We start from the raw sequence: 17,539 nt of genomic DNA on the forward strand, positions 1-17,539 counted from the left end.
TCTTTATTTTAAAAAAGGGAACACAATGTGTTCCCTAATCTGTATTAGTTGTTACCTTTTACTTGGTTCATTACTTCTTCAGCAAAGTTGTCTTCGCGTTTTTCGATACCTTCACCAACAGCGTAGCGAACGAATCCTTTTAATGTTCCGCCTTTAGACTCAACGAATTGACGAACTTTCATATCAGGGTTCTTAACGAATGTTTGGTCAAGTAAGCAAATCTCTTCAAAGAATTTGCCAAGACGGCCTTCTACCATTTTCGCAACGATTTTTTCAGGCTTGCCTTCGTTTAAAGCTTGTTGTGTTAATACTTGACGCTCATGCTCAACTTCTTCAGCTGTTACAGCATCGCGGTCGATGTATTTAGGATTAACTGCTGCAATGTGCATTGCTACATCTTTAGCAGCTGCTTCATCAGTAGAACCTTCAAGAACTGTTAATACACCAATACGTCCACCCATGTGTAGGTAAGCGCCGAATGCATCTGCATCAGTTTTTGATACGATTTCGAAACGACGAAGTGTAAGTTTTTCACCAATTTTAGCGATTGCTTCATTGATGTACTCTTCTACTGTTTTGCCGCCTTCAATTGTTTGAGCCATAGCTTCTTCAACGTTAGCAGGTTTGTTAGCTAATAAGTGAGCAGCTAATTCTTTAATTAATGCTTGGAAACCTTCGTTTTTCGCAACGAAATCAGTTTCAGAGTTTAATTCTAAGATTAAACCTTCGTTACCGTTTGTTTCGATGAAAGTTAAACCTTCAGCAGCGATGCGGTCTGCTTTTTTAGCAGCTTTCGCAATACCTTTTTCACGTAAGAAGTCAATTGCTTTCTCCATGTCGCCATTAGTTTCAGTTAAAGCTTTTTTGCAGTCCATCATACCTGCGCCAGTTTTTCCGCGAAGTTCTTTTACCATTTGTGCAGTGATTGCCATATTTTTCATCCTCCTAAAATATGTATTTATACCTTTTATAAAGGTGTTTATACCTTAAAAAAGGTGATAAAAGGCCGAACCCCTTATCACCTTTCCAAATTTGTTACGCAGTAACAGTTTCTTCACCTTGTTTTGTTTCAAGGATCGCGTCTGCCATTTTAGATGTAAGAAGTTTTACAGCACGAATTGCATCATCGTTTGCTGGAATAACGTGATCGATTTCGTCCGGATCACAGTTTGTATCAACGATACCGATGATTGGAATGTGTAATTTGCGTGCTTCAGCAACTGCAATACGCTCTTTACGAGGGTCTACTATGAATAATGCACTTGGAAGACCTTTCATATCTTTAATACCGCCTAAGAATTTCTCAAGACGCTCTAACTCTTTTTTAAGTTGAACAACTTCTTTCTTAGGAAGTACTTCGAAAGTACCATCTTCTTGCATTCTTTCGATATCTTTAAGACGCTTGATACGTTTTTGGATTGTTTGGAAGTTTGTTAAAGTTCCACCTAACCAACGTTGGTTAACGAAGTACATACCAGCACGAGTTGCTTCTTCTTTAATAGCTTCTTGTGCTTGTTTTTTAGTACCTACGAATAAGATGTCTCCGCCTTCAGCAGCGATGTCACGCATCGTGCGGTAAGCTTCCTCAACTTTTTTCACAGTTTTTTGTAAGTCGATGATGTAGATACCGTTACGCTCTGTGAAGATGTAACGCTTCATTTTTGGGTTCCAACGACGAGTTTGATGTCCGAAATGAACACCAGCTTCAAGCAATTGTTTCATAGAAATTACTGACATAATTTAGTTCCTCCTAAATGGTTTTTGATATCCTCCGTTTACTTCGTCTCTAAGCGAAACTACGAACGTAGCACCAACACTTAAATCAGTAAACGTGTGTACTTTGTACTGACACCACTGCTTACTATATCATACTGAAATATTACAATCAAGTCGAAAATGCGAACAATGTAAAACTTTCTTTTTTTCACGCTCAAATTCTAGTATTACCAACCTTCAATTCCTTTAAGCAAGGAATTGAAGGTTAATTAATAGTTTTCTAATGAACGTTGTCATGACGCCTTACGTAAGCAAAATCATTCTCTTAAAAAAAACAAAAAACTCTCCTCAACCGAGGAGAGTTTTTTTATAAATTAGTTTGTTTTCAATTTAGCAAGTTCCTGTAGAAACTTGTCGTTTAGCACTTTAATGTATGTTCCTTTCATACCTAAAGAGCGAGACTCAATAACACCAGCACTTTCTAATTTACGTAGTGCATTTACGATTACAGAACGAGTAATTCCTACGCGATCAGCAATTTTACTTGCAACAAGTAAACCTTCTGTTCCGTTTAATTCTTCGAAGATATGCTCGATTGCTTCTAACTCACTGTAAGATAATGAGCTAATCGCCATTTGAACAACAGCTTTACTACGTGCTTCCTCTTCGATTTCTTCTGCTTTTTCACGTAAGATTTCCATACCTACTACAGTTGAGCTGTATTCAGCAAGAATTAAATCATCGTCTAAGAACTCTTGACCAAGACGAGCTAATACTAGTGTACCTAGACGCTCACCGCCACCAACGATTGGTACGATTGTAGTTAAACCTTGACCGAATAATTCTCTATTTTCTACTGGGAATGCTGTGTAGTCACTATCCACACCTAAATTTGAAGATGTTTCTGTAACATGGAATAAGCTTTGCGTATACTCTTCTGGGAATTGACGCTCTGCAAGCATGTGCTTCATACGTTCGTTCTCGATTTGTTGGTGAATCGCATATCCTAATAATTTACCGCGACGACTTACAACGAACACGTTCGCTTCAATTACTTCACACATTGTGTCAGACATCTCTCTAAAGTTTACAGGCTTTCCTGCTGCGCTCTGTAATAACGCATTTAATTTTCTCGTTTTTGCTAATAATTCCATTTCAAAATTTCCTCCTACATGTTACTTACATATTTTTTCATCACTTGGAAACTAGGGCGAGTCACCTGATGACACTATTACAAAATAAACTGGCTCACATCTTTATTTTTAGCTATTGTCGCTAATTTTTCCTCAACATATTGAGGTGTTATCGTTATTTTCTCTAACGTAATTTCAGATGCCTCAAACGATAAATCTTCAAGGAGCTTCTCCATAACAGTATGAAGTCTTCTCGCTCCAATATTATCTGTATCCTGATTAACTTGATAAGCAATCTCAGCAATCTTACGAATAGCTTCGTCTGAAAATTCAATTTCTATACCTTCAGTCGCTAATAACGCCATGTACTGTTTAATTAGCGCATTGTCAGGCTCGATTAATATTTTAACAAAATCATCCGCCGATAATTTTGTTAATTCTACTCGAATCGGAAATCTCCCTTGCAATTCCGGAATTAAATCCGACGGTTTAGACATATGGAACGCTCCAGCTGCAACAAATAAAATATAATCCGTTTTTACTGACCCGTATTTTGTTGCTACATTCGATCCTTCTACAATCGGTAAAATGTCACGTTGCACACCTTCACGCGATACATCTACGCTATTCGACTGCTTACCAGCAATTTTGTCAATTTCATCGATAAAAATAATCCCGAGCTGTTCAGCACGATAAACAGCCTCTTGTGTAACTTCATCCATATCAATTAAGCGCTGTGCCTCTTCATTTGTCAAGAGTTTTCTTGCTTCTTTTACAGAAAGTTTACGTTTTTTCGTTTTTTTCGGCATGATACTTCCTAGTGCATCTTGGAAATTCATTCCCATTTGCTCCATGCCAGTTCCTTGCAACATATCAAACATAGAAGACTGTTGTTCCGTCACTTCGATCGATATCACTTCATCTTCAAGAAGGCCTGCCGCAAGCTTTCTTTCCACATCTTGACGTTTCTTTTCGATTTCATCATCTTCCTCTACATCAGATGTTTGGTTTGAATTTTGATTACCACCAAAAAGCATTTCTAATGGATTTTTAAATCCAGATTGTTTCTCCGGACTCGGCACTAAAATTTCAACAAGACGTTGATTCGCTTGCTCTTCTGCTTTATCTTGAACTTTAACTACCATTTCCTCTTTCACAATGCGAACGGACGTTTCAACAAGATCGCGGACCATCGACTCTACATCTCGACCCACATATCCAACTTCTGTGAATTTCGTCGCTTCAACCTTAATAAAAGGTGCTCCAACGAGTTTCGCCATTCGCCGTGCTACCTCTGTTTTACCAACACCTGTCGGTCCAATCATTAAAATATTTTTAGGTGCAATTTCATCACGTAAATTTTCAACTAATTTACTGCGACGGTATCGATTTCGTAGAGCTACAGCAACCGCTTTCTTTGCATCTTTTTGACCGATGATGTATTGATCTAATTTTTCCACAATTTGACGCGGAGTAAAATGTAAATGCATATAAAATGCCTCCCTTACGATTCTACAATTCTTCAACAATTATGTTATGGTTCGTATAAACACAAATATCGCCTGCAATTTCTAAACTGGCCTTCGCAATTTGTTTCGCTGTTAAATGTTCACTTGCATGTTGCTTTAAAGCACGACCAGCAGCAAGTGCATAATGTCCGCCTGAACCAATTGCTAAAATACCATCATCTGGTTCAATCACTTCTCCTGTACCTGAAACAAGGAGCATCGTTGTTTTATCCATGACAATGAGCATTGCTTCTAGCTGACGTAGCATTTTATCACCACGCCATTGTTTCGCCATCTCAACTGCAGCGCGCTGCAAGTTGCCATTATACTCTTCTAATTTCCCTTCAAACATTTCAAAAAGAGTAAATGCATCAGCAACTGATCCTGCAAAACCAGCTAAAACTTTCCCTTGGAAAAGTTTGCGAACTTTGCGAGCTGTATGTTTCATTACAACAGCATTCCCCATCGTTACCTGACCATCTCCAGCCATTGCACATTCTCCATTATGATGAACTGCAAATATCGTTGTAGCGTGGAAATTTCCCATAGAAAAAACTCCTTTATATGTTTTTATAGCCTTAAAAGCAATTTATGCCCGCGGGTGATGCTTCATGTACACAGAACGCAATCTTTCTTTAGAGACATGCGTATAAATTTGTGTCGTTGACAAATTCTCATGACCTAATAGCTCCTGCACAGTACGTAAATCCGCTCCTTCATCCAACATATGTGTAGCAAATGTATGCCTTAACATATGGGGACTTATCCGCATTGTAAGTGAAGCTTTCTTAATGAGTTCGTTCAAAACATAACGTACACCCTGATCTGTTAACGGCTTACCTTTCGCATTTAAAAATACCATATGAGATTGTTCTTCAGTCTTTTGAGCTAACTGTTTTCTCCCGTTCTCTATATAAGTAATTAAAGCATCTTGTGCATAGCTTCCGAACGGAATATATCTTTGTTTTTTCCCTTTTCCCATCACTAAAATTGTTCCCACTGCAAAGTCAATGTCGGTAAGTTGCAAATTAACGCATTCGCTTACACGAATCCCAGTTGCATACATCAACTCTAATAAAGCTTGATTCCTTTGACCTAATGGCGCCCCTGTATCAGAAACTTCAAACAATTCCTCTAACTCTTCAGCATATAAAAACTTTGGGATTGACAATTCTTTCTTGGGAAGTGATGCAAGTGCAAACGGATTATCTTTTTGATAACCTTCACGCATCAAAAAACGATATAAACTTCGTAAGCTTGATACTTTCCTTGCGACAGATTTACGGGCTAACTTCTGATCGTGCAACGTCGTCAAGTATAAACGAACATCCGCGTATGTAACATCTAAAAAAGAGGATATGCCTTCTCGCTCCATAAATTGCACAAAATGTTCTAAATCATTTTGATAACTTGCAATTGTATATTTTGAATAATTTCTTTCAATTTGTAAATATCCAACGAATAATTGTAACAAATTCTTCACATTCACATCCATATAACTCACCTCAATAAAGGCTACTAAATCGTATCACAACTTAGTAGCCTTTGCAAGAAATTTAATTAAATATTTACAAAATTTTGAATTGTTTCCAAAGCGCGTGTAGCATATGCTTCATTTCGCTCTTGTTTCTTTTTAATTTTCTTCTCTAACGGTGTAAATAAACCGAAGTTTGCATTCATTGGCTGGAAGTTTTTCGCATTTGTCGCAGTAATATAATTTGCCATACTTCCCATTGCAGTTACAGGTGGTAATACAACTGGCTCTTCACCTTGTACAAGTCGAGCAGCGTTAATACCCGCTAATAATCCTGATGCTGCTGATTCAACATAACCCTCTACCCCAGTCATTTGACCAGCGAAGAATAAATCATCACGTTGTTTATATTGATATGTTGGACGAAGCAAATTAGGCGAATTAATAAACGTATTACGATGCATTACACCATAACGTACAATCTCTGCGTTTTCTAGTCCTGGAATTAGCTGTAACACTTCTTTTTGTGGCCCCCACTTTAAATGTGTTTGGAAGCCTACAATATTGTATAATGTTCCTGCTGCATCATCTTGACGTAACTGAACAACCGCATACGGTGTTTTCCCTGTTTTCGGATCTTCTAACCCAACAGGCTTCATCGGTCCAAATACTAACGTCTGTCTTCCTCTACTTGCCATAACTTCTACTGGCATACAACCTTCAAAGAAAATTTCTTTTTCAAATTCTTTTAAAGGCACTGTCTCAGCAGCAATTAAAGCCTCATAAAAACGATCAAACTCTTCTTCTGTCATTGGACAGTTTAAATATGCCGCTTCACCTTTATCATAACGAGATTTTAAATATACTTTATTCATGTCAATGCTGTCTTTCTCAACGATTGGCGCTGCAGCATCATAAAAATAAAAATAATCTTCACCTGTTAGTTTTTTTAATTGTGCAGAAAGATCCGGAGACGTAAGTGGACCTGTCGCAATAACAGTTGGCCCCTCTGGAATTTCAGTGATTTCCTCATTCATTACAGTTACGTTCGGATGATTTTTCACATATTCAGTCACTTTCGCCGCGAATTCATGACGATCTACAGCTAAAGCACCTCCTGCTGGTACAGAGCACTCATCAGCTGCACGAATAATGACAGAATCCATTAGGCGCATTTCTTCTTTAATAACACCGACAGCATTTGTTAATGTGTTTGCGCGAAGTGAGTTACTACATACTAATTCAGCAAATTTATCTGTATGATGAGCTGGTGTTTGCCTTACTGGTCTCATTTCATATAATTTTACTTGGACACCACGCTTTGCAATTTGGTAAGCTGCTTCGCTTCCTGCAAGACCTGCGCCAATGACGTTTACTACTTGTGTTGTCATATATATCACCTTTCCTTTTCTTCCCGAAAAAAATGTGAGCAGTTACGCTCACATTTGTTGTTCTTCTTCATAATCACACGAAACACATTGTACTTGCACGCCTTTTTTCAACTTTTTCTCTACGAGCATACTTTCACACTTCGGACATTTACGACCAATCGGCTTGTCCCAAGATACAAAGTCACATTCTGGATACGTACCGCATCCATAGAAAAGGCGTTTCTTTTTATTACTACGGCGTTCAATAATTTGCCCTTTATCACACTTCGGACAAGTAACACCGATTTCTTTTACAATCGGTTTTGTATTACGACATTCCGGGAAATTCGAACAAGCCATAAACTTCCCATATTTACCCATTTTAAAGACCATCGGGTGACTACATAATTCACAGTCTTCCCCAGCTGGTTCATCTTTAATTTCCACTTCACGCATTTCTTTTTCCGCTTTTTCTAAGCGCGGTTCAAATCCTACGTAGAAATCATCAACAATTTTCACCCAATTTGCATTTCCTTCTTCTACTTCATCAAGGCTTTGCTCCATATTGGCAGTAAATTCAATGTTAATAATTTCTGGGAAAAACTCTAAAATAAGTTCGATTACTATTCCACCAAGCTCAGTCGGAACGAAGCGTTTATTATCTAAAGCAACGTATCCTCGTTTTTGGATTGTTTCAAGTGTCGGTACATAAGTAGACGGTCTCCCAATTCCAAGCTCTTCAAGTGTTCTTACTAGACGAGCCTCTGTATAACGCGGCGGAGGCTGTGTGTAATGTTGCTTCGGTTCTATATCTTTTGAAAATACAGTTTCACCTACTTCTAAAGGTGGCAACATCTTATCCTTTTCTTCCGCACCATCATCTTTCGACTCTACGTACACTTTCATAAATCCTGGGAACTTTACAACTGATCCACTTGCACGGAACTGAACATTGTTATTAATGAGTTTCGCTGTAACAGTATCCATTATAGCAGATGCCATTTGACTTGCAACAAATCGCTCCCAAATCAGTTTATACAAACGGAGTTGATCACGACTTAAGAAACTTTTTAGTTCCTCTGGCTTTCTCATTACCGAAGTAGGACGAATCGCCTCATGCGCATCTTGTGCTTTCGACTTTTTCGTTTCTTTCTTCTTCTCTGTTCCTATGTATTCCGCACCAAACGCCTCAGTAATGTAATCACGAGCCTCTGTTTGAGCTGTTTCTGAGATACGTGTTGAATCAGTTCTCATATACGTAATAAGACCTACAGTCCCTTGTTTTCCAAGATCCATCCCTTCATACAGCTGCTGTGCAAGCATCATTGTTTTCTTTGCTCGCATATTTAACTTACGCGCTGCCTCTTGTTGCAAGGAAGATGTTGTAAACGGTAATGCAGGGTTACGCTTTCGCTCTTTTCGCGTTACATTTTCAACCGAAAACGCATTGTCTTTCATCTTTTCGATTATTTCGTTCACTTGTGCTTCGTTCGTTAATTGAACTTTTTCACCATCTACGCCGTAAAAGCTTGCTTCAAATGTGTCTTTCCCTTTCACAAATTCTGTTTTAATTGTCCAGAATTCTTCAGGTTCAAAACTTTGAATTTCTTTTTCACGTTCGATGATTAAACGAACTGCTACAGATTGTACGCGTCCTGCACTTAATCCTTTTTTTACTTTCTTCCATAATAAAGGACTAATATTGTAGCCAACAAGACGATCGAGTATACGCCTTGCCTGTTGTGCATCTACTAAATCCATATTAATTGCACGAGGATATTTAAATGATTCTTTTATTGCATCTTTTGTAATCTCATTAAATACAACTCGGCAATCTGATTCAACGTCCACATTTAACGTATTTGCTAAATGCCAAGCAATTGCTTCTCCTTCACGATCCGGATCGGCCGCGAGATAGACTTTCTTTGCTTTTTTTGCCGCTGATTTTAAATCTTTTAAAACGGGACCCTTACCACGAATGGTAATATACTTCGGGGTGAAGTTATTCTTTACTTCTATCCCCATTTGGCTTTTAGGTAAATCGCGGACATGTCCCATGGACGCGACGACTTTGTATTTTTTCCCTAAATATTTTTCAATGGTCTTCGCCTTAGAAGGCGACTCCACGATTACGAGGTAATCTGACATGCTAGTGCCTCCTTAAGAGGTGGATTCAAGTCTTCATCAATCTTATTGATTTCTCTTGTTTTTGTCAATCAAGAATGAATATACCATACAGCGACAATCTACCATTTGTCAATAATTGTTTAATAAAAACATGAAAATATATGGTTAATTTAAAATTTCTTCAAGGATATCCTCCGCATTTCTTACTAGCTTTGCGCCTTGTTGAATTAGATGATTCGTTCCCGCTACACTCTCTATAAATATAGGTCCAGGAAGCGCAAACACCTCTCTATTTTGTTCTAATGCAAGGTCTGCAGTAATAAGGGATCCACTTCTCGTTTTTGCTTCTACAACTAAAACACCTTTACTTATACCGCTAATAATTCGATTTCTTTTTGGGAAATACCATTTTTTCGGCACATAATGAGGCGGATACTCTGTCGATAACAATATATAATCTTTCCACGTGTCATATAAACCTCTATTCTCCTTTGGATACATATAAGATAATCCGTGTCCTAATATTGCAATAGTCGGGCAATGCTGCCTTACTGTAACTTCATGAGCAATTGTATCTATCCCTCTTGCAAACCCACTAACAATAAGCCATTCTTTTTCAAGTAAAGGTTGTAAAATAAACTTCACACTCTCCTTTCCATATAAAGACGGTTCTCTCGTTCCAACAATTGCTAATTTATTTATCTTGCCAAGAAAATCTCTCTCTCCTTTTCCGTATAAAACAAAAGGGGGATCTTGTATTTCCTGCAATAGTTGCGGATAATCCTCATCCCATATGGTTATATAAAATATTCGATTTTTTTCTAAATAGGATACATATTGCTTTAGATTTGAAGTCTGAAGGAAATTTACTAGTTCTGAAGATTTTTTCGGGGATATTCCAGCGTAATATTCAAATTGTTTCGGACTAAAAGTGTATACTCCCTTCAGTTCTGGATCAACATATAGTAGTCTCTCCATCGCCTTCCAATGATCCGCCAACATGTAATGAAGGTGCAATAAACGTTCTCTTTTCATCTCAATTCTCCTTACCCATAATTTTTATTATGTAAACAAAAAATGTGTAAAAAGACACCCTCTAATAAGAAGGTGTCTTTCAAAAAGATTAGTAGTTTTTGCAAGTCTCAAATAATCCCTTTTCTTTTAAAACAGAGATTAATGTTTCACCCATAACAGCTGGTGTTTCCGCTACTTTAATACCACAAGCTTCCATTGTTTTAATCTTTTCAGCAGCAGTTCCTTTGCCGCCAGAAATAATCGCCCCAGCATGACCCATACGTTTGCCTTCAGGCGCAGTTTGACCGCCAATGAAGCCTACAACTGGTTTTGTCATATTAGCTTGTACCCACTCAGCTGCCTCTTCTTCTGCCGTACCGCCGATTTCACCAATCATAATTACAGCATGCGTTTCTTCATCTTCATTAAATGCTTTTAACGCATCAATAAAGTCCGTACCATTAACAGGGTCTCCGCCGATACCTACAGCAGTAGATTGGCCAATACCTTCTTGTGTTAACTGATGTACAGCTTCATACGTTAATGTACCAGAGCGAGATACGATACCAACATGACCTTTTTTGTGAATATATCCTGGCATAATACCAATTTTACATTCGTCAGGTGTAATAACACCAGGGCAGTTTGGTCCAAGTAAACGTGTATGTTTACCCGCCATATATCTCTTAACGTTTACCATATCTAATACAGGGATTCCTTCAGTAATACATACTACTAAATCAATCTTTGCATCAACAGCTTCCATAATTGCATCAGCCGCAAAAGCGGGTGGAACGTATACAACTGAAGCGTTTGCGCCTGTTGCTTTCACAGCATCTTCTACTGTATCAAATACTGGTACGCCTTCAATATCAGTGCCACCTTTACCTGGTGTTACACCACCTACAATTTTCGTACCGTATTCAATCATTTGCTTTGTATGGAATAACCCTTGAGAACCTGTAATACCTTGAACAATAACTTTTGTATCTTTATTAACTAATACGCTCATTTTTCTCCCCCGCTTTCTATTAGCCCACTAGTGAAACAATTTTTTGTGCACCGTCTGCCATAGATTCTGCTGCAACAATATTTAAACCAGACTCATTTAAAATTTTCTTTCCTAACTCTACGTTTGTACCTTCAAGACGTACAACTAAAGGCAACTCAAGACCTACCTGCTTCGTTGCTTCAATAACACCTTCTGCGATAACATCACACTTCATAATGCCACCAAAAATGTTAACGAAGATACCTTTTACATTTTTGTCAGAAAGGATAATTTTGAATGCTTCTGTAACTTTTTCAGCTGTTGCGCCGCCACCAACATCTAAGAAGTTAGCTGGGTCACCATGGTAATGTTTAATGATATCCATTGTAGCCATTGCTAAACCTGCACCATTAACCATACAACCGATATTTCCATCTAAAGGAATGTAGTTTAAGTCATATTTAGAAGCTTCAATTTCTTTTGAATCTTCTTCTTCAAGGTCACGAAGTTCTAAAATATCTTTATTGCGATATAACGCATTAGAATCAAAGTTTAATTTTGCATCTAACGCCATAACTTTACCGTCACCTGTTGTAACAAGTGGATTAATCTCAGCGATAGAGCAATCTTTTTCGATAAACGCACTGTATAAGCCCATCATAAACTTCACAGCTTGTCCTACAAGTTCTTTTGGAATATTGATGTTAAACGCGATTCGACGCGCTTGGAAACCTTGTAAACCTACTGCTGGATCAATATATTCTTTAAAGATTTTTTCAGGCGTTTTTTCTGCTACTTCTTCAATTTCTGTTCCACCTTCTTCAGATGCCATTAAAACAACTTGAGAAGTTGCACGATCTAATACAAGACCTACATAATATTCTTTTTTAATATCGCAACCTTCTTCGATAAGTAAGCGTTTTACTTCCTTACCTTCAGGACCTGTTTGATGCGTCACAAGTGTAGTTCCTAAAATGCTTTCTGCATATGTACGAACTTCTTCTAAATTTTTCGCAACTTTTACACCGCCAGCTTTGCCGCGTCCACCAGCGTGAATTTGCGCTTTAACTACACACACTTCCGTTCCTAATTCTTTCGCTGCTTCTACAGCTTCTTCTACTGTAAATGCAACCTTCCCGTTCGGAACGCTAACCCCATAGCTTCTAAGGACTGCCTTACCTTGGTACTCATGGATATTCATGGTCCCATCCTCCCCTGTTTTCCTGTTTTACTCGAAAAGTTTTTTAATGTTTAAAAAACATTACATTGCCATTGTATAAGATGATTGGCACGCTGTCTACAATAAAGTGTCAGAAAACTGAAATCGCTTTATTCTTTTTCGAAAATAATAATGTTTATATACCAAAATAAAAAATAAGCTGTGAATATACAGCTTATTTTTGAATCATATCTTTAATTGGCGCAAATGATTTTCGATGTTCCTCTAATACTCCATGTACTTCAATCGCTTCTAAATGCTGTTTCGTCCCATATCCCATATGTTGTTCAAATCCATATGCAGGATACTTTCCTCCTAACTCTTTCATCATGCGATCTCTCGTCACTTTCGCAATAATAGATGCAGCTGAAATAGAGACACTTTTCGCATCACCTTTAATGATTGATGTTTGCGGAATTGATGTAGGAAGCTTCATCGCATCGATTAATAAATATTCTGGTGTACATGATAAATTAGCAACGGCATCTAACATCGCTTGCTTCGTCGCTTGATAAATATTTATTTCATCAATAACTTGTGGTGATACAATTCCCACTCCAATCGCAATTGCATGCTCTTTAATTTCATCATAAAAACGCTCACGTTTCGCTTCACTTAATTTTTTCGAGTCATTTAATCCTGGAATATAAAAATCTTCTGGAAGGACGACAGCCGCCGTCACAACAGGTCCTGCTAACGGCCCACGGCCCACTTCATCAATGCCAGCAATGTACGTGAGCCCTTTTTCACGTAACTCATTTTCGTACTTTGACATTTCTAGAAATTTTCCTCTTTCTTTTTGAGCTAACTCTTTTTGTTTATACCACTTCAAAATTAGTTTTTGAACACCTTTTCTCTCATCTTTCACTAACATTTGAAAACGCTCGTCTTCTTCACTCATAATTTCTTGCAGCAAACATCCCGCTTCTTGAATAGTCATTTTTTGCATTCATTTACACTCCTTTTAAACGTAACCAAAAAGAAAAGACGTACAAACGCACGTCTTATACTTCTTCTACTTTTTCTACATCTTCCACCTGCTCCGCAAACTCTTCTGGTGTTTCAAATGTCATTTTCCCAAATCTTCCACCACGAAGCTCACGAAGTATAAGCTCAGATGTTTTATCATAATCAATCATTCCGCCGCCCATTAAGCAACCTCTGTTTTTTCCAATTGCATCAAATAACTCCACAATTTCTTCTGGAATGTCATTTAACTTATATCGCTCTTTTAAACGTTCTGGATAATGTTTTTCCATAAAACGTAGTGCATAAATAGCTACATCCTGTAGATTTAATATAGAATCTTTAATTGCACCCGTCGTCGCTAAACGAAGACCAACTAATTCATCTTCAAATTTAGGCCACAAAATACCTGGTGTATCTAATAATTCCATTTCTTTCCCAACTTTAATCCACTGCTGAGCCGTTGTCACACCAGGACGATCTCCTGTTTTTGCTATATTTTTCTTCGCTAATTTATTAATCAGTGTAGATTTACCAACGTTTGGAATACCTACAATTAAAGCACGAATTGCTCTTGGTCTAATGCCTTTAGCAACCATTTTATCGAATTTTTCTTTGACAAGCACTTTACAAGCTGCTGCAATTTCTTTCATACCTTGTCCAGCTTGTGCATTAATTGAAATTGCTTTTTGACCTCTTTCATCAAAATATGCAATCCACTGCTTTGTAAGACGATCATCCGCCATATCCGCTTTATTTAAAACAACAAGCCTTGGTTTATGCGTAATAATTTCATCAATCATTGGATTACGAGAAGATAAAGGTAATCGAGCATCTACAAGCTCAATTACAACATCAATTAACTTTAATTTTTCTGTTACTTGGCGTCTAGCCTTTGCCATATGTCCCGGGAACCATTGGATTACCATGTTGCCACCTTCTTTTTCTTTTATTTCACAATACGTGCATCTTTTAACGGCCAATATAGCATATTTGCTTTACCAATCACTTGGTCCATTGAAATTGTACCAATCGAACGGCTATCTTTACTAAAACGACGATTATCGCCTAAAACAAATAATTGACCTTCTGGAACAGTTTTCTTTCCTGTCATTTCTTCAAGAGTAAAATCATATGTAAGCGGTCCGTCAGCAAGTTGTTTTTTCTGCTTATCTAAATACGGCTCCTCATAAGGTTTCCCGTTAACATATAGTTTATCATTACGGTATTCGATTTCGTCGCCCGGCAGGCCAATAATACGCTTAATGTAATCTTTTTCTTCAGTCGCTCGGAATACAATAATATCAAAGCGTTTCGGATCACCTATGTGATAGCCAATTTTATTAACAATCATTCGATCACGGTCATGTAAAGTCGGCGACATCGATACACCATCTACGAGAATTGGGGCAAAGAAAAACTGTCTAATTACGCCCGCTAATACAACAGCAATCAAAATTGCTTTGATCCATTCCCAAAGTGAGCTCTTCTCTTTCTTCATGCTTTCCCCTCCACAGTTATGTAAGCTGCTCGTATTATACCAAAATTTCATATAGATTGGAAAAAGGGAGCTTGTGTATTTACAAGCTCCCATACATGTCTTATCGAATTTCTTTAATACGTGCTTTTTTACCGCGAAGGTTACGTAAGTAGTATAACTTAGCACGACGTACTTTACCACGGCGAAGTACTTCGATGTTCGCGATTCTTGGCGTGTGAACTGGGAATGTACGCTCAACACCTACACCGTAAGAAATCTTACGAACTGTGAATGTTTCACTGATTCCGCCACCACGACGTTTAATTACAACACCTTCGAAAAGCTGAATTCTTTCACGAGTTCCCTCAACTACTTTTACGTGTACACGTAAAGTGTCTCCAGGACGGAATGAAGGAAGGTCAGTTTTCAATTGGCCTTTTGTGATTTCTGTGATTAATTGTTGCATATTAAATTCTCTCCTTTAAACAGATGCTCTTATAAAGTCTTATTAAATTACAGCGGAACATCGTTAATACGGCTACTGATTTCAGTAGCACAAATGTTATAATAGCATATTGTTAGGACTGTTGCAATAGAAAATATATCAAGCCCTTATCGGTCTTCTTTAATCTGTTCCAGCCATTTCTCTTCTTGCTTAGATAATTCTCGTTCTTCCAGTAAATCCGGTCTACGTGTGTACGTACGACGTAGTGACTCTTTATGGCGCCATTCATCAATGTTTTTATGATTTCCTGACATTAGTACATCCGGTACCTTCATACCACGAAAATCAGCAGGACGTGTATAATGTGGGTGCTCTAACAAACCTGTGCTAAAAGAGTCTTCCACTTGTGACGTTTGATTCCCAAGCACTCCTGGCAAAAGACGTACAACACTGTCAGTGACTACCATAGAAGCCAATTCTCCACCCGTTAATACGTAATCCCCAATAGAAATCTCATCTGTTACAAGATGCTCACGAATTCGTTCATCGTATCCTTCATAATGGCCACATACAAAAATAACATGCTCTTCTCCAGCAAGCTCTTCTGCCTTCTTCTGCGTGAAACGCTCTCCTTGTGGACACATTAAGACGATTCTCGGCTTACGGTCTGTTTCCTTCGTTAACTCTTCTACCGCATCAAAGATAGGCTGCGGGGTTAATACCATACCAGCGCCCCCACCATACGGATAATCATCTACACTATTATGCTTACTAGTTGTATACTCACGGAAATTGACAACACGAAGCTCTACCGCTTCTTTTTCTTGTGCTTTCTTTAAAATTGAAGACCCAAATACACCCGTAAACATATCTGGAAACAATGTTAAAATGTCAATTTTCATTATAGTAGCCCTTCCATTACATGAATGGTTACTAATTTATTTTCAATGTTAACTTGAAGTACAACGTCATCAATATAAGGAATTAACAGATCTTGACCCTTTGGACGTTTAATCACCCAAACGTCATTCGCACCAGGAGATAGAATCTCTTTGATTGTCCCTAACGCTTCTCCTTCTTCCGTTACAACGTTGCAACCAATAATTTCATGGTAGTAGTATTCACCTTCAGCTAGTTCACCTAACTGCTCTTCTGGTACTTTTATTAAAGAACCTTTAAACTTCTCTGCTTCATCTACATTGTTGTATCCTTCAAATGTTAATAAATCAAATGTCTTATGTTGACGATGAGCAGTTACCTTCACTGTAAGATAGTCTGTACCTTTCTCATCCCATATGTATAACGTGTTCCCTACTTTATATCGCTCTTCTGGAAAATCAGTACGAGAAATAACACGAATTTCTCCTTTTACGCCATGAGTATTTACAATTTTCCCTACGTTAAACCATTTTGTCATAAATAGTATGTCACCCCTGGTTTCTATATAAATTAAGCATTTCCATTTCATATATGGAACATGCAATTTCTCTTTAAATGTTAAAAAAGGGAGAGGAAATAACTCCTCGCCCTTTTTACGTTTATTGAATTTCCAGTGTGACGTTCTCATCATTATGATGTCCCACTGAATACAAGAGCATTCGAATCGCTTTCGCAACTTTCCCTTGCTTTCCAATGACTTTTCCAACATCCTCAGGATGTACAGTTAATCGATACTTTATTTCTCCGTTGCAAAGTTCCTGTGTAACTTTTACATCTCCAGGATGATCCACAAGAGGTTTAACAATTGTCTCGACTAACATTTTCATTGTCATTGCCTCAATTACTTACCTTGTTTAGATAAGTGGAATTTCTCCATGATACCTTGGTTAGAGAAAAGGTTACGAACTGTATCAGACGGTTTAGCACCATTTCCTAACCATTTTAATGCTGCTTCTTCGTTGATCTTAACTTCCGCTGGTTGAGCAACCGGATTGTAAGTACCGATTTCCTCAATGAAACGTCCGTCACGAGGAGAACGAGAATCTGCAACAACTACACGATAGAAAGGAGTTTTTTTAGCTCCCATACGTTTTAAACGAATTTTAACTGCCATTTATAAAGCACCTCCGAATTTATTTAACACAGATAATTATATT

The 17,539-nt window shown here is 37.9% G+C and carries 19 protein-coding genes; all 19 read right to left on the reverse strand.

Annotated features, from left to right (window positions below; genetic code table 11):
* Positions 1–44 precede the first annotated feature (44 nt).
* Complete coding sequence (tsf, locus tag MHI07_RS17780; RefSeq protein ID WP_002160738.1) at positions 45–932, reverse strand: translation elongation factor Ts; 888 nt, start codon at positions 930–932, stop codon at positions 45–47.
* 103 nt (positions 933–1,035) lie between these two features.
* Complete coding sequence (gene rpsB / locus MHI07_RS17785) at positions 1,036–1,737, reverse strand: 30S ribosomal protein S2 (RefSeq protein WP_002088178.1); 702 nt, start codon at positions 1,735–1,737, stop codon at positions 1,036–1,038.
* Between the two features lie 353 nt (positions 1,738–2,090).
* The gene (gene codY / locus MHI07_RS17790) at positions 2,091–2,870 is read right to left on the reverse strand and encodes a GTP-sensing pleiotropic transcriptional regulator CodY (protein ID WP_002160737.1); all 780 of its coding nucleotides are present in this window, start codon (positions 2,868–2,870) and stop codon (positions 2,091–2,093) included.
* A gap of 77 nt (positions 2,871–2,947) precedes the next feature.
* Complete coding sequence (gene hslU / locus MHI07_RS17795; protein WP_002111373.1) at positions 2,948–4,339, reverse strand: ATP-dependent protease ATPase subunit HslU; 1,392 nt, start codon at positions 4,337–4,339, stop codon at positions 2,948–2,950.
* 22 nt (positions 4,340–4,361) lie between these two features.
* Positions 4,362–4,904 (reverse strand): ATP-dependent protease proteolytic subunit HslV, encoded by a 543-nt coding sequence (gene hslV / locus MHI07_RS17800; RefSeq protein WP_002014538.1) that lies wholly within the window; start codon positions 4,902–4,904, stop codon positions 4,362–4,364.
* A 42-nt stretch (positions 4,905–4,946) separates the two neighbouring features.
* On the reverse strand, positions 4,947–5,846 hold the full coding sequence (gene xerC / locus MHI07_RS17805; protein WP_078172994.1) for a tyrosine recombinase XerC: 900 nt from the start codon (positions 5,844–5,846) through the stop codon (positions 4,947–4,949).
* A 71-nt stretch (positions 5,847–5,917) separates the two neighbouring features.
* A complete protein-coding gene (gene trmFO / locus MHI07_RS17810; protein WP_002066796.1) occupies positions 5,918–7,222 on the reverse strand; it encodes an FADH(2)-oxidizing methylenetetrahydrofolate--tRNA-(uracil(54)-C(5))-methyltransferase TrmFO in 1,305 nt (434 codons plus the stop codon).
* A 48-nt stretch (positions 7,223–7,270) separates the two neighbouring features.
* On the reverse strand, positions 7,271–9,349 hold the full coding sequence (gene topA / locus MHI07_RS17815; RefSeq protein ID WP_002160736.1) for a type I DNA topoisomerase: 2,079 nt from the start codon (positions 9,347–9,349) through the stop codon (positions 7,271–7,273).
* Positions 9,350–9,493: 144 nt separating this feature from the next.
* A complete protein-coding gene (gene dprA, locus MHI07_RS17820; RefSeq protein ID WP_340825492.1) occupies positions 9,494–10,363 on the reverse strand; it encodes a DNA-processing protein DprA in 870 nt (289 codons plus the stop codon).
* Between the two features lie 88 nt (positions 10,364–10,451).
* Entirely contained in the window at positions 10,452–11,354 is a 903-nt protein-coding gene (gene sucD, locus MHI07_RS17825) for a succinate--CoA ligase subunit alpha (RefSeq protein ID WP_000115186.1), read from the reverse strand.
* Positions 11,355–11,373: 19 nt separating this feature from the next.
* The gene (gene sucC / locus MHI07_RS17830) at positions 11,374–12,534 is read right to left on the reverse strand and encodes an ADP-forming succinate--CoA ligase subunit beta (RefSeq protein ID WP_002014529.1); all 1,161 of its coding nucleotides are present in this window, start codon (positions 12,532–12,534) and stop codon (positions 11,374–11,376) included.
* A gap of 193 nt (positions 12,535–12,727) precedes the next feature.
* Positions 12,728–13,501 (reverse strand): ribonuclease HII, encoded by a 774-nt coding sequence (locus MHI07_RS17835; RefSeq protein ID WP_002066793.1) that lies wholly within the window; start codon positions 13,499–13,501, stop codon positions 12,728–12,730.
* Positions 13,502–13,556: 55 nt separating this feature from the next.
* On the reverse strand, positions 13,557–14,447 hold the full coding sequence (ylqF, locus tag MHI07_RS17840) for a ribosome biogenesis GTPase YlqF (protein WP_002066792.1): 891 nt from the start codon (positions 14,445–14,447) through the stop codon (positions 13,557–13,559).
* Positions 14,448–14,467: 20 nt separating this feature from the next.
* A complete protein-coding gene (gene lepB / locus MHI07_RS17845) occupies positions 14,468–15,019 on the reverse strand; it encodes a signal peptidase I (protein ID WP_002066791.1) in 552 nt (183 codons plus the stop codon).
* 100 nt (positions 15,020–15,119) lie between these two features.
* Complete coding sequence (rplS, locus tag MHI07_RS17850) at positions 15,120–15,464, reverse strand: 50S ribosomal protein L19 (protein WP_002014524.1); 345 nt, start codon at positions 15,462–15,464, stop codon at positions 15,120–15,122.
* A 146-nt stretch (positions 15,465–15,610) separates the two neighbouring features.
* Positions 15,611–16,345 carry a tRNA (guanosine(37)-N1)-methyltransferase TrmD gene (trmD, locus tag MHI07_RS17855; RefSeq protein ID WP_002014522.1) on the reverse strand — a complete coding sequence of 245 codons (735 nt, stop codon included), beginning with the start codon at positions 16,343–16,345 and terminating at the stop codon, positions 15,611–15,613.
* Positions 16,345–16,860 (reverse strand): ribosome maturation factor RimM, encoded by a 516-nt coding sequence (rimM, locus tag MHI07_RS17860; RefSeq protein ID WP_033710827.1) that lies wholly within the window; start codon positions 16,858–16,860, stop codon positions 16,345–16,347. The genes trmD and rimM overlap by 1 nt, the downstream gene beginning before the upstream one ends.
* A gap of 121 nt (positions 16,861–16,981) precedes the next feature.
* Entirely contained in the window at positions 16,982–17,209 is a 228-nt protein-coding gene (locus tag MHI07_RS17865) for a KH domain-containing protein (protein ID WP_002088196.1), read from the reverse strand.
* A 14-nt stretch (positions 17,210–17,223) separates the two neighbouring features.
* Complete coding sequence (rpsP, locus tag MHI07_RS17870; protein ID WP_000268750.1) at positions 17,224–17,496, reverse strand: 30S ribosomal protein S16; 273 nt, start codon at positions 17,494–17,496, stop codon at positions 17,224–17,226.
* Positions 17,497–17,539 lie beyond the last annotated feature (43 nt).

The organism is Bacillus sp. FSL H8-0545, from assembly GCF_038006105.1.
GTDB classification, from domain to species: Bacteria; Bacillota; Bacilli; order Bacillales; family Bacillaceae_G; genus Bacillus_A; species Bacillus_A cereus_U.

Excerpts from the sequence above, each read along its gene's own strand:
- tsf (WP_002160738.1), bottom strand. The coding sequence starts at position 932 with ATGGCAATCACTGCACAAATGGTAAAAGAACTTCGCGGAAAAACTGGC.
- rpsB (WP_002088178.1), bottom strand. The coding sequence starts at position 1,737 with ATGTCAGTAATTTCTATGAAACAATTGCTTGAAGCTGGTGTTCATTTC.
- codY (WP_002160737.1), bottom strand. The coding sequence starts at position 2,870 with ATGGAATTATTAGCAAAAACGAGAAAATTAAATGCGTTATTACAGAGC.
- hslU (WP_002111373.1), bottom strand. The coding sequence starts at position 4,339 with ATGCATTTACATTTTACTCCGCGTCAAATTGTGGAAAAATTAGATCAA.
- hslV (WP_002014538.1), bottom strand. The coding sequence starts at position 4,904 with ATGGGAAATTTCCACGCTACAACGATATTTGCAGTTCATCATAATGGA.
- trmFO (WP_002066796.1), bottom strand. The coding sequence starts at position 7,222 with ATGACAACACAAGTAGTAAACGTCATTGGCGCAGGTCTTGCAGGAAGC.
- topA (WP_002160736.1), bottom strand. The coding sequence starts at position 9,349 with ATGTCAGATTACCTCGTAATCGTGGAGTCGCCTTCTAAGGCGAAGACC.
- dprA (WP_340825492.1), bottom strand. The coding sequence starts at position 10,363 with ATGAAAAGAGAACGTTTATTGCACCTTCATTACATGTTGGCGGATCAT.
- sucD (WP_000115186.1), bottom strand. The coding sequence starts at position 11,354 with ATGAGCGTATTAGTTAATAAAGATACAAAAGTTATTGTTCAAGGTATT.
- sucC (WP_002014529.1), bottom strand. The coding sequence starts at position 12,534 with ATGAATATCCATGAGTACCAAGGTAAGGCAGTCCTTAGAAGCTATGGG.
- MHI07_RS17835 (WP_002066793.1), bottom strand. The coding sequence starts at position 13,501 with ATGCAAAAAATGACTATTCAAGAAGCGGGATGTTTGCTGCAAGAAATT.
- ylqF (WP_002066792.1), bottom strand. The coding sequence starts at position 14,447 with ATGGTAATCCAATGGTTCCCGGGACATATGGCAAAGGCTAGACGCCAA.
- lepB (WP_002066791.1), bottom strand. The coding sequence starts at position 15,019 with ATGAAGAAAGAGAAGAGCTCACTTTGGGAATGGATCAAAGCAATTTTG.
- rplS (WP_002014524.1), bottom strand. The coding sequence starts at position 15,464 with ATGCAACAATTAATCACAGAAATCACAAAAGGCCAATTGAAAACTGAC.
- trmD (WP_002014522.1), bottom strand. The coding sequence starts at position 16,345 with ATGAAAATTGACATTTTAACATTGTTTCCAGATATGTTTACGGGTGTA.
- rimM (WP_033710827.1), bottom strand. The coding sequence starts at position 16,860 with ATGACAAAATGGTTTAACGTAGGGAAAATTGTAAATACTCATGGCGTA.
- MHI07_RS17865 (WP_002088196.1), bottom strand. The coding sequence starts at position 17,209 with ATGAAAATGTTAGTCGAGACAATTGTTAAACCTCTTGTGGATCATCCT.
- rpsP (WP_000268750.1), bottom strand. The coding sequence starts at position 17,496 with ATGGCAGTTAAAATTCGTTTAAAACGTATGGGAGCTAAAAAAACTCCT.